The organism is Chryseobacterium sp. B21-037 (assembly GCF_028570785.1).
Lineage (GTDB): Bacteria > Bacteroidota > Bacteroidia > Flavobacteriales > Weeksellaceae > Chryseobacterium > Chryseobacterium proteolyticum.
Genome location: NZ_JALGCB010000001.1, coordinates 1466010 through 1478428 on the forward strand (window position 1 = coordinate 1466010; position 12419 = coordinate 1478428).

At 34.1% G+C, this 12419-nt stretch carries 12 protein-coding genes; 5 read left to right on the forward strand and 7 right to left on the reverse strand.

The genetic code is table 11. From position 1 onward, the window contains the following. Window positions 1-96: 96 nt before the first annotated feature. The 3 genes from MTQ00_RS06390 (at window position 97) to MTQ00_RS06400 (ending at window position 1788) form a co-directional block, all read left to right on the forward strand. Entirely contained in the window at window positions 97-672 is a 576-nt protein-coding gene (locus MTQ00_RS06390) for a Crp/Fnr family transcriptional regulator (protein WP_172278422.1), read from the forward strand. A 122-nt stretch (window positions 673-794) separates the two neighbouring features. Continuing rightward, the gene (locus MTQ00_RS06395) at window positions 795-1469 is read left to right on the forward strand and encodes a type 1 glutamine amidotransferase domain-containing protein (protein ID WP_273648172.1); all 675 of its coding nucleotides are present in this window, start codon (window positions 795-797) and stop codon (window positions 1467-1469) included. A gap of 19 nt (window positions 1470-1488) precedes the next feature. Continuing rightward, window positions 1489-1788, forward strand: a complete 300-nt coding sequence (locus MTQ00_RS06400; RefSeq protein WP_273648173.1) for a putative quinol monooxygenase — start codon at window positions 1489-1491, stop codon at window positions 1786-1788. A 5-nt stretch (window positions 1789-1793) separates the two neighbouring features. On the opposite strand, the gene MTQ00_RS06405 is transcribed toward MTQ00_RS06400, so the two are convergent. The 3 genes from MTQ00_RS06405 to MTQ00_RS06415 all read right to left on the reverse strand — a co-directional run bounded on the left by MTQ00_RS06405 (window position 1794) and on the right by MTQ00_RS06415 (window position 5789). Beyond that, complete coding sequence (locus MTQ00_RS06405) at window positions 1794-3722, reverse strand: type VI secretion system baseplate subunit TssF (protein WP_273648174.1); 1929 nt, start codon at window positions 3720-3722, stop codon at window positions 1794-1796. A gap of 21 nt (window positions 3723-3743) precedes the next feature. Further along, window positions 3744-4184 carry a GPW/gp25 family protein gene (locus tag MTQ00_RS06410; protein WP_273648175.1) on the reverse strand — a complete coding sequence of 147 codons (441 nt, stop codon included), beginning with the start codon at window positions 4182-4184 and terminating at the stop codon, window positions 3744-3746. A 189-nt stretch (window positions 4185-4373) separates the two neighbouring features. Then, complete coding sequence (locus MTQ00_RS06415; RefSeq protein ID WP_273648176.1) at window positions 4374-5789, reverse strand: APC family permease; 1416 nt, start codon at window positions 5787-5789, stop codon at window positions 4374-4376. Window positions 5790-5933: 144 nt separating this feature from the next. Between MTQ00_RS06415 and MTQ00_RS06420 the strand changes: the two genes are divergently transcribed. Further along, the gene (locus tag MTQ00_RS06420; RefSeq protein ID WP_273648177.1) at window positions 5934-6449 is read left to right on the forward strand and encodes a DUF4920 domain-containing protein; all 516 of its coding nucleotides are present in this window, start codon (window positions 5934-5936) and stop codon (window positions 6447-6449) included. Between the two features lie 64 nt (window positions 6450-6513). On the opposite strand, the gene MTQ00_RS06425 is transcribed toward MTQ00_RS06420, so the two are convergent. After that, the gene (locus MTQ00_RS06425) at window positions 6514-7623 is read right to left on the reverse strand and encodes a M14 family zinc carboxypeptidase (protein ID WP_273648178.1); all 1110 of its coding nucleotides are present in this window, start codon (window positions 7621-7623) and stop codon (window positions 6514-6516) included. An 831-nt stretch (window positions 7624-8454) separates the two neighbouring features. Here MTQ00_RS06425 and MTQ00_RS06430 point away from each other — a divergent pair. Further along, the gene (locus tag MTQ00_RS06430; RefSeq protein ID WP_273648179.1) at window positions 8455-8994 is read left to right on the forward strand and encodes a helix-turn-helix transcriptional regulator; all 540 of its coding nucleotides are present in this window, start codon (window positions 8455-8457) and stop codon (window positions 8992-8994) included. Window positions 8995-9049: 55 nt separating this feature from the next. Here the strand turns inward: MTQ00_RS06430 and MTQ00_RS06435 are convergent, their stop codons facing one another. From MTQ00_RS06435 to MTQ00_RS06445, 3 genes are all read right to left on the reverse strand, one after another. After that, window positions 9050-10069 carry a T9SS type A sorting domain-containing protein gene (locus MTQ00_RS06435; RefSeq protein WP_273648180.1) on the reverse strand — a complete coding sequence of 340 codons (1020 nt, stop codon included), beginning with the start codon at window positions 10067-10069 and terminating at the stop codon, window positions 9050-9052. A 180-nt stretch (window positions 10070-10249) separates the two neighbouring features. Then, complete coding sequence (locus tag MTQ00_RS06440) at window positions 10250-11422, reverse strand: proline dehydrogenase family protein (protein ID WP_273648181.1); 1173 nt, start codon at window positions 11420-11422, stop codon at window positions 10250-10252. A gap of 64 nt (window positions 11423-11486) precedes the next feature. After that, window positions 11487-12416, reverse strand: a complete 930-nt coding sequence (locus MTQ00_RS06445) for a UbiA family prenyltransferase (RefSeq protein WP_172278442.1) — start codon at window positions 12414-12416, stop codon at window positions 11487-11489. Between the last annotated feature and the right edge of the window lie 3 nt (window positions 12417-12419).

Below are 12419 nucleotides of genomic sequence, written 5' to 3' on the forward strand. Positions count from 1 at the left end.
TTTTTTATGTTAAAAAGTGTTAGATTAATTAACTCTAAAAGTCCTGTTTTTGTTTTTTAAAGTTTAAATTTACATTGCTTTAACCCTAACTAATCAATGCAAAGACTACGCGACCATATTGAAGAGATAACGTCCCTTACTGATGAAGAATTCGAATATATCAAAACATTTTTTACACTCAGGAAAGTCCGTAAGAATCAATTCCTGCTTCACGAAAGTGATGAAGTAAAATTTGAATTCCTGGCTTTAGATGGAATTTATAAAGTTTTTTACATCGATGAAAATGGAAAAGAACATATTGTACAGTTTGCCAAAAAGAACTGGTGGATGACCGATTACATCGGTTTTTTTAAACAAAACAATGCAACTATGTTTGTGGAATGCCTGAAAGAGGGTGAAGTGGTATGCCTGACCCTTGAAGGAAGAGAGAAACTGGCGGCTGAATTTCATAAAATGGAACATTTCTTCAGAGTAAAACTTACCAATGGATATATTGCTTTACAGCAAAGGATTACATTACTATTATCCAGTACACCTCAACAGCGATATGAAGAATTCTCAAGATTATACCCAGATCTTATCCTCCAGATCCCGAAAAAATATGTTGCGGAATATCTGGGCGTAAGCAGGGAGACTCTAAGCAGATTGTATACCAATGATAACAAGTACTGAGTGTGATCGAAATCACACTTTTTTTGTGACTCCGATCCTTCTTTTAGCATGTCTTATCACCATAAATTTGCTATATCAATCGGAAGAATTCCGACGAAGCAAAATAACAAATAATTCAAGTCATGAAACCAAAAGTATTAATCATTGTATCCAATGCCAGCTCAATCGGGCCGGAAAACAGAAGAACAGGAACTTTCCTTCCGGAAGTAGCACATCCGTATGCAGAATTTTTAAAAGCCGGTTATCAGATTGATTTTGCCAGTCTGACAGGAGAGACACCATTTTTAGATGCCTTAAATTTAGCTGATGATCCTGATAATTTAAAATTCCTTACAGGTACCGGATGGTCAGATATGCAAAAAGCAGCTTCGTTATCAGATTTTAATAGTAATGAATATGATGCTGTGTTCATACCCGGTGGTTTAGCACCAATGGTAGATATGCCGGAAGCACCTCTTCTCAAGAAATTTATAGCTGAGATATATGAAAAAAATGGTATTGTAGGAGCCGTATGTCATGGTCCTGTATCTCTTCTCAATGTACAATTAAGCGATGGAAGCTATTTGGTAGCCGGAAAAAATATTACATCCTTTACCACAAAAGAAGAAGACAACTATGCGAGAAAAGATGTTCCCTTTGACCTTCAATCTGCTTTAACGGAACAAGGCGCTATTTTCCACGCTGCACAACCATGGTCAGCCAACAGCATTGCTGATGGGAATCTGATTACAGGACAAAACCCCGCCTCCGCAAAAGGAGTGGGTGAAAAAATAGTTGCTGCTTTAGAAGCTAAATAATCTAATTAAATCTAAAAAAATGAGCCAGAAAGAAGTTTATGTATATGCGAGGTGGCAGGTAAAAGAGGGAGAATTACCTACCGTATTGAATATGATGAAAGAAGTTGCTGAACAAAGCTCCCGGGAAGATGGAAATTTATTTTATAAACTCCATCAGAGTCAATCGGATAAGAATACATTGATTTTATTTGAAGGATACAAAGATTCAGAGGCTGTAGAGATACATCGTAATTCTGAATATTTTAAGAAATTGGTGTTGGAACAAATTGTTCCTTTACTCGAAAGCAGAGAAGTGATCCTTATGGATAAAATTGTATGATGCCCTTATAAAATTAAAATTCCGGAAATTATGTTTTTCCGGAATTTTAATTTAGTTTTCAAAAAGTCAACATCTTCGTTACTGATACTGACAATATATTCTATACCATCTATTGCTTTAGAAATGATCTGGTTCCGAAGCATGTTGGACATATTCTCCCAATACGCTCTTCCGTAAAAAGAATAATTCTGAGGGATAATTTCAATCTCAACTGTTCGTACAAAACCTTCCTTAGGCTTATTACTGATCATAGTTCCCCTTCTTACCCTTACCTCTTTCAGTTCATCTTTAAGAACCATTCTGCAATAATTTTTCACATCTTCCAATGAGATTATCTTATCACGGGTTGTAAGTGCATATTTATAGGCCTGAATGCTGTCTGTTCCTTTTTGTTCTTCAGCTCCTCCGATTGTTTCTGTAAGAAGCACTAAAGACTGCGATTTCAGCTGATTGGATAATTCGGTTCCCGGACGCATATGATTGGCCAGAGTACAATGAGTAATCCAAAAGGATGCATATGTATGATCAGTCTTTTCAACAGGTTCCATAATAACATAATTCAGTTCCTGCTTGATACTTCTTTTAGCATTATTAACCTTTTGTACCATTGATTTCATTTTATCAGACATCTCGCTCAACATCCCTTTTACATTGTCCCTGTTTAAAAGTGAAAATGCTGCAATCTCGTCTCTTGTGAGTTCCAGAACATTGGCAATCATATCGACTGCATTTCTGTTGGTAAAGCGTTCCATTCCTCCTTTTCTTACCGTATAAAGTCCTTTTTTAAGGTCGTCGGTCGGAGTAAAAGGAATTTCCGTATATCTCCTTCCCTCTCCATCCTGTACCTCATCAACATATAAGAAATGTTCTCCCTCATCTGTTACCAAAGGAATATTATTTCCCATGATATCAAGGCTGTATTCCGTTTTTTTCCATCCTCTGTTATAAATAGGAAAAGCATTGAAAACAAATGAGAAATTATCAAGAATTTCTGAAGAAAACTGTGGCGGAAATTCAAAAGTTAGCCATAGATATTGTTTTCCATCAATATATTTTTCTATCTCTTCTCTTCCTTCAAGAAAATTCAGATTCTGTGGGAGTTTACCGGCTTCCGAAAACAAGCTGTTTGATAATCCTGTTATTTCAATGAATTTGTGATGGTAGATGCTTTTAATATCTTCAATTGTTTTTGTCCTGATCGATTGTTCACGGAACATTTGTTCATATCCTTCTGCCTGAGCATTTTTAAGATATGATAAGCCTTCCCTCACAAATAATGGATTGCCATCGCTTGTAACCGTAAGATAAGGCAATAGCTTATAAACAAAATCCAGATGTTCAAAGGCAGGATTGGAGCAAAATATACTTAAATATTTAGGAAAATTCTCACTTACGTACTTAGAGACATCCACTCCAATGGTTACCTTACGGTAATCTTCCGGTTTTCCCTGAAATCTTGAAATAGGTATTTTATTCAGTCGGTCATCGATACTATAGCATGTATTCCCTACAAACATAATAGAAGTTTGAATTCTATTGATTCTTACATTACCGATTGGCGTAAAAGGAATGTTAACCTGTTTATCCGATTCTGATTTAACCGTAGAGGTCATCTGCTTTCTAAAGAAAAACTCCGTATGCTCAAGCAATACTTCTGAAGATTCTGAAGGTTGAGTAAAGGCAATAGCATGCGATGGAATTGGATGTGTATAAATAGAAGGAGTCAGTAATTTTGCCAGTTTCTCTAAAATACGGGCATTTACGGTCTGTATTTCATTATTTGCTTTAAAAATTTCAGTACTGAAGGCATCTATCAGTAATTTCACAAACGGGTCCAAAGATTGTGGACTTTTCAATCCCCATACTTTCGTTGCGTTTTGAAGCATTCTTGCCTTTACAGATTCTTTGGAATATATATTTTGATCTAGATTCATAAATTTCAATTACAATAAGCATTAATCAATAGACATAGGGCTCAGAAACAGTTCTGTAGAAAAGCTAAACCGCTCACCGGTTGCCTCCATTTTGGCATTAATGGCAATTCTTACTTTTTTCTTTATTTCCGTGTGCTCTTTGGTATCGTAGCTATGTTCTACAATTTGTATGTGGGCGTCAATCTGTGGCTGAACAATTCTTGGTTCATATTCCTGTATCTGTCTTTTTAGACTTTTAATGAATATATTCTCCCAAACAGCGCTTGTAACTCCATTATCGAATTCAAGGTTCCAAACATCATTTCCGTAATTTTCATCATATCTGTTTTCTCCTTTTTTAGTGGTTATCAGCAACATAATGTTATGGGCTATACTCTCTCCCATGTCGCAGGTATCAATACTTCCTCCTTCGGACATTAGTGTTGACGGAACAAAAGGCATTCTGTAATTTGGTGTGTCCATATATCAACTTTTTTGTTTTGACAGTATTATTTCATTCGCATAAAACAAAATACCAATTTAAACATTTTCAGGAAATAATAAGAAATAAAAATATCATTTAAAAATTACGGCTTTCAAAGTATCTTGAAAGCCGTAAACTATTTTTTACCTCCGTTGCCAGGATTTTTTTTATTTAGCAAATAGATCGTACTACTGATCTGTTTTTTTGTTCCTGTTGATAAAATAATAGACAGGAAGCCCTAATATCACCATTATAAACCCCGGCCAGGTATATTGTTGCTTATAGATCAATAGTAAAATACAAAATCCGGTTCCTATTAATAAATAAATAAGAGGAGTAACAGGATATAACCATGTCTTATAAGGTCTCTCAAGATTAGGCTGTTTAAATCTTAAATAGATTACACCAAAAACAGTAATCATATAGAATAAAACAATCACAAAAGAAATCATATCCAGTAAATTTCCATACTGCCCGCTCAGGCATAATAAAGAAGCCCAGATTCCCTGCATCCAAAGTGCATTTCCGGGAACTGCATTTTTATTGTTTTTTTCTGCCGACTGGAAAAACATACCATCTTTCGCCATTGTCTGGAAAACTCTGGCTCCTGCGAGGATCAGTCCGTTATTACACCCAAAAGTAGAAATCATAACCAGTAAAGCAATAATAATTGTTCCGGCACTTCCAAATATATGATGCGAAGCAGCTACCGCTACTCTGTCATTAGCCGCGAAAGCAATGGAATCCCGGTCCAAAGCATTCAGGTATACATAATTTACTGCTATATACAGAAGCATTACGGCAGAAGTACCATAGATCATTGCCTTAACCACATTTTTTTTAGGATTATCAATTTCGCCGGATACAAAAGTAACACTCTCCCAGGCTACAGAACTGAAAACGGAACCTACCATAGCTGCGGCAACACCTCCAAGTAAGGTCATTCCTCCAATAGGTTCCCATCCATGTTTGAGAAAATTTCCGCTAATATCTTTTTTCAGATTGTTAAATGAGTCATAACCAAATCCAAAATTTTCAGAAAGATGGGAAACATCAACTAAAATAAATCCGGCTGCAATAAGACCTATTAATGCTATAATTTTAGAGCCTGTAAAGATATTCTGTAAAATCTTCCCGCTTTCTACTCCTCTTGTGTTGATGTATGTAAGAAGAAGAATAACGGCAATTGCTAATATCTGGATCCACGTTATCTTAAACTCACCACTCTGAAAAATTGCTTCAGCATCATTAAGTGCTGGAATCAGGTAAGCAGTAAATTTACCGAAAGCCATTGCAACGGCAGCAATAGTACCCGTCTGAATAACCGTAAAAAGCCCCCAGCCATATAGAAACCCCATCCTTTTACCGAAAATCTCCTTAAGGTAAGTATATTGTCCTCCTGCTTTAGGAAACAATGCAGACAGTTCCCCATAGCTTATCGCTGCTGCCACTGTCATTATTCCTGTAATAACCCATACTACGATCAACCAGTATCCGGATCCCAGATTCCTCATCATATCGGCACTTACAATAAAGATTCCACTCCCAATCATAGAACCCATTACCAACATAATGGCATCCCAAAGTTTTAATTTTTTCTGCATAGATTATTTAGAATTTCCAAATATAAACAAATAAGTTTCTGATTTTGAATTTTATGCAAAAATTACAAATACACCTATTTTTTATCAAGTATATCTAACTTATTAATTCAATTTTTATTGTTATTTTTGAAAAAAATATTAAAAATGAAATTCAAATCCATATTACTTGCGGTTGCAATCAGTACTTCTGCTGTAGCATTCGCTCAGGAGACATCACAGAAAAAGTTCGCTCCGCCGGCAGGAAATGCTATCGTGGGAGATACTTATGGTGCTGGTGTTGACTCATCTGTAGAATCTAAGGCGATTACGGTTGAAAAACTTGGTAAAAAACTGAAAAAAGAAAATAAAAAACTTGAGAATGTAGCCATCAAAGGAAAAGTAACCGATGTATGTGAGAAAAAAGGATGCTGGCTAACTATTCAGACTGAAGATAATTCTCAGTTCTTTGTAAAAATGAAAGATTATGCATTCTTCGTTCCTACTGCTCTGAAAGGGAAAAACGTTGTTTTGGAAGGAAATGCCGAAAGAAAAGTAATCTCTGTAGATGAACAAAAGCATTATGCTGAAGATGCTAAAAAACCACAATCAGAGATCGACGCTATCACAAAACCAAAAGAGGAAGTGAGATTTGTAGCTAATGGAATCAAAGTTATTAATTAATCCTGCAAACCTCATCTAATAAAACAAAAGCGGAACAAATGTTCCGCTTTTTATTTTTCATTTTTTAATCTTCAATACTAAAATCTACTTTTTCATCCAGCTTAGGGTATTTGGTAGCACACAAAAATTTCTTTCCCGTACAATCTATTTCAAGCCATCCTTTTCTTTTCTTTACATCTCCCACCTCCATAACAAATGGAATAAAAGACAAATCATCTTTTCCTTCTTCTTTAATTTCTCTGTACTGAACTGCGATATCTAAAATACAATGATGATCTGTATTCAGTTTTACATTTCTGTAGATAATATCGTAGTGGCTTTCTTTATTCTCCGGAATATCGAGGTAAGATTCCCAGCCTGTAATATCAGAATTAAGTTCACTGATTGCTTTTAAAGCATAGAATAATGCTATAGTATAATATTTTCTTGTTCCTGTCCTTGTATAATCATCTACAAAGTGTCCTCCCTCAAATAGAATCGTAGGCATTCCTGCTTTAATAAAATTATCACCAGTTGATGTTGGATAAAACTCATCAGAATATCTTCCAATCTGATTAGGAATTAAATCTTTTAAATGATTGTATATCCTTCCAATCACTGCCATACATTTTTTTCTGTTGTCCGTAACGGTGCGCTCTTCATTTTCAGAGGGAGCCAAAAACGAAAGTGTGGCTGGATGGATTCCATCTGTTGTAAAAATAGTCCTTTGCTCATGTAAATTCAGAGCATAATCATATTGGTTTGCAGATACTATATTCTTAAGGAACTTAATCTCTTTACTGGCCTCATTATGAAAATCCCTGTTAAGGTCTATATCCTTTGCATTTAGCCTTGTCCATCTTTCAGAGCCATCAGGATTTAGCATAAAGATAAAGTCAAGTTTGATCTTGCTGAATAAATCTTCCTTCATTTCAGGATATTTATCAAGACTTACCAGTAAGTCAAGCATAGCATGGGTAGCGTTTGATTCATTTCCATGCATTTGCGACCATGCCAGTATTTTAATAGGTCCACTGCCAATACTTAATTTATAAATGGGCTTCTCCAAATACGATCTTCCTATCTCTGTAATATATTCGCTGAGATTCGTCTGTAGGTAAAAAAATAATTTTTCAGGGGAAATATAGCGATTAGGAAAATTTGGATTTTGAAGATAGATCTGTTCAAAGTTCATTTCATAATAATTTACATGAGTCAAAATTAGCCATTTTTAAAGAGAAAATAAAATTAACATTTGTAACTTTATTAAACAATGTAAATTGCCATAATGTCTGTGGATAAAATTGTGGATTGCTAATAATTTAATATAATATTATTAAGTAATTTAAAATCAAATATTTACTATGATTATCTAAATGCTTATTTTAAATTTACTTGAAGTGATCAATTCCCTATTTATCCTCAATTGAGGGTAATGTGATTAAACACAGTAAGATGTGGAAAACATAAATTTCCCGCCTTGTATACAAATGTAAATTGTGGATTATTTTCTTATTTTTTTTGATTTCCGTCATTAAATAGGACAGATAAAAAGTCATTTTATTATATAGTAATGCATTGAGGAATTTTCAGATTAATCTTAATCAGTTTCTCATAAGAAATTGCCATTAATAGACACTTAGCGTTTAAATTTGAGTATAACTTCATATTATATATGGTTGAAATCAGGCATTTATCATTGGTCCTACTCCAGCGTCATTCAAAAAGACAATAAATAGTGATGAATAGAGCCTTATCAGAAGATTAATACTAATTTTTGAACAGCATCCTATTAACAGAAAATTTATTGACTTCTTATTTTAAGTATATATCACTAAAATCAGATATGAGGATAAATTGTTGAATAAAAATTACAGTAGAATTTTATGAGTAATATAATATGTTGTTTATCAACAATATACCTATTTACTTTTGTATATTATGAATGTGAATAATTATTTACATTTGTATTTTGCATTTGTAAATTTATTATTTACATTTGTAAAACAATTAAAAGCTTATTTTTATGAGTTTAAATGAAAGAATTTCCAAAGTTATCGAGTATTCAAGACTTACTCCTTCTGAATTCGCAGATGAGATCGATGTACAGCGATCTTCCATTTCTCATATCACTTCCGGAAGGAACAAACCTTCTTTGGAATTTATTATAAAAATAAAATCTCATTTCCCTGAGATCCTTTGGGATTGGTTAGTCAATGGCGAAGGTGAAATGCTCAAATCAGCCTTACCCGAAACTTCAGTTCCCGAACCAGATGAACCGGATGAAGAAAAGTTAAAGCCTACTTCCCTCCCTGATCTGTTTACCATGATGAACGATGATGAAGATTTCGGCATTGATGAAGATGAAATTGTTCCCCAAAAACAACCCCTTCGAGAATCTCCTGTACCGTACAAGGTTAAAGCTCAGGAAAAAATAAACGATTCTCAGCGATTAGAGAATTCAAATGAGAGAATTATTAATCAAGTAATTGAAAATCAACAAAGTAAGATAAAAAGAATCGTTTTGTTTTATGAAAACGGAAAATTCGAAAGTTTTGAGCCATAAAAAAGCCTGATCAAAGAATTGATCAGGCTGAAAATAGTTTAAGAAAAAACTAAACCTATTGTTTTAAAAGTTTAGTCATTTTTGTAATCTCATTACTTTTAATTTTTAAAATATAATTTCCTGTAGGAAGTTCAGAAACATTATATTCTTCTGAACCTTTTAGTGTTTTCACTAACTTTCCTGATACATCAATTACTTCCACACTGCTGATCTTAATCTTTTCGGGATTACTAATTTTAAAAATATCTTTTACAGGGTTGGGATAAACCTGTATCCTGTTATCATATTGCATCACTTCATTAGTTCCCAATGTTGTTGATGTAAATGTTATTATAAAGGGCATATCAACAGTATAATCAGGTGCTGTTGTAGGATTTCCATCATCTATTAATGAAATCCATGTTCCTGCTACGGCATTATTTTGTTTAGCATTAAAACTGGCAAGCCCTCTGCTTCCTGGTATAGTAACAGAAGGTAAAAAACCTGCATTTGCTGTAATTGCGTTTTGTAATTGATATTTTATCCAATAAGTGCCAGCGTTTAAGGTAACAGGTGTACTTGCCGTAATTTTCCAAATTTTCCTTGTTGTCCCCGGTACAGAAGCTGAAGTAGGTACTGCGCTATTAAATATTCTATATGTATTATAATCTACCCCTGTAGTATACCTATTGGTTGTATCATTCCCAAAAACACTTACCGCACCTGAAACAGAAGGATCAGAACTGAATATATTTACCCTCACTGTATTAAAAGGAGACGTTGTTCCTGTATATCCGGTTTGATAAGCAAAAAAATCTATCGTACTAATTTGCCATTGAGCACCGGGAGGAATTGTAAAATCATCTGCAATAAAAAAGCTACTTGTTGTTGAACTATAAGTCCCTCCATAGCCCGAACTTGTATTGGACTCTGTTGTATTTCCTGTATTATTCTGAACTTCAGACCATGTGTATCCAGCAGGTGCAGTAACACCACTTTTCGAAGTAGTTCCCGTACTTAAACCTCCATTAGTGTAGGTTTGTGCTAAGGTAAAATTTGCTATTGTGATGATAGCAATAAGTAAAATTTTTCTCATTTATTTTATTTTTAATGTGTTAACCAAATATATTAAATTAATAAATAATTAACAATGAAAACAAAATAATATTAAATTATTTTCACAAAAAAGTCATATAACACTGAATATACCTTAATAATGCGAATAAAAAAACCTCACAATTGGTGAGGTTTATTATTTTTAAATAATTGGTATTAATTATTTACTGTTTTTTCTTCTTTCTAATTCTTTCTTTAACAGTCCCAGTTCTCTACCGGTCTGCCCGGCCACAGAAGTGTTTTCCTGAGCTCTTCTGGTCAAATAAGGAACTACGTCTTTTACTGGACCATAAGGAAGGTATTTAGCCACATTATAGCCTTTATCTGATAAAGCGAATGTAATATTATCACTCATCCCGTAAAGTTGTCCAAAATATACATGAAGATTACCCGTTTCCAGAGATTTTGTTTTCATTTTATCCATAACCAACTCGGAAGAGATCTCATTATGGGTTCCAAAAAATGCTGAAACTTTATCTAAATGATTCATTACAAAATCAATTCCTGCATTATAGTTCCTATCAGTTGCTTCTTTATTAGGCTGGATAGGATCTGCATATCCCTTTTGTTCTGCCCTGGCTCTTTCCTTTTCCATATAAGCTCCACGTACTATTTTATAGCCTATAAAATAATTCTTTTCTCGGGCTCTTTGCAAATGGCTTTCCATGTATTCCAGCCTTCCGGTTCTGTACATCTGAATCGTATTCCAAACAATTGGTTTTTCTTTGTTGTACTTTTCCATCATCTCTTCACAAAGATGATCTGCAGCATCCTGCATCCATGTTTCTTCTGCATCAACCATTACTTTCTTATCATTCTCATGGCAAAGCTTACAAACCTCATCAAACCTTCTTACCACTCTTTCCCATTCTTCTTTCTGGCTGGTCGTTAGCTCTGCGTTTTTACCAACTGCTTCATACAGATCAATTCTTCCAAAAGCTGTAGGCTTAAAAACAATAAATGGAATTGCCGGATTTCCTACGGAGAATCTTACAATATCCTTGATTTCCTTACATACTGCATCAAAAGTTTCTTCATCTTCTTTTCCCTCAATTGAGTAATCGAAAATACTTCCAACCCCTCTTTTGAATAATTGCTTTACCACTTTCATGCTTTCTTCCCGTGTTTCGCCACCACAGAATTGTTCGAATAAAGTATTTTTTACAATCCCGGTTACAAAAGGAAAATTATGATGAACGGTAAAATTAAGAATAGAAGTTCCAACACTGGTTAAAGCCGGTTGTTCAATCATTTTAAACATCCAATATGCTTTTCTTAATTGGGCATCTGTTTTGTCTGCAAATGCAACTTTAGTATCGTTAAAAATGGGCATTCCTTTTTATTAAATTTAATTTTGCAAAGGTAATAATAACCTTAGTCTTTTTAAAAAATATTTTTTAAAATTTACTTTCGATCCCGTTCAAAAGCATCGCAATAATTCCTACGAAGACCCAAAGTCTTAATATATTCAATGTTATGAACTTGCTTTTCCGGGAGTAGTTGAGGAGTAAATAAATACATAAAATCATAATAAACATCCCGCCGACAAAGTAATAAGCCATAAAACCGGAGACCCCGGTTCTCATAATTAGCTTCATAGACACCACCATCGTTACAATAAGCAGAGATACGATAATGATTTTAGTTGTTTTATTTTCGAAATAATTAGGAATTGTAGTATATCCAAACGCTTTATCAACGCTTTTGGTCAGTGTGTCTTTTACAATATCAATGCATAAAAGGATCAAAAAAAGGAAAATGGCCATTAAAAGAACCTTTTTGGAAAAAGTTTCATAGTATACCATCATCCCAAAGAAAGGATATAATGTAAGACTTACAAAAGTAAGGTTATTCAGCAGCAATACACGGCTTAACTTATGGCTGTAAAACCACATAAAAAACTGATAGATCAGAAAAAAAATAAATACGTTATGTGAAATAAACCAAGCAACTCCCAGGGAAATAACACTTAATGCGAGATATGCGTACAAGAAATATTTCTGGGCAATAAAACTTTGAATTCTTGTACGAAAAGGTTTCACCACATGGTCCTTTTCAAAATCGTAGAATTGGTTGATAATTCCTCCCGCTAGAATGCTCAGTACCGTACAGAAAATAATACCGTGAACCTTAAAATCGAAGACAAAATTTCGAAGACTTTCCTCCTGATTAAATAAGAAAAAAGTAGATACATAAAGCGCAAATGTAAGCAAGATCGCTACAAAAAACCTTGCGCCTAAAAGAAAGCCCACGAACTGTGAGAATCTATAAAATAAAGATTTAGATATATAGTTTTTTGATTGGAAAGTTTCTTTTTCAGAATTCATTCC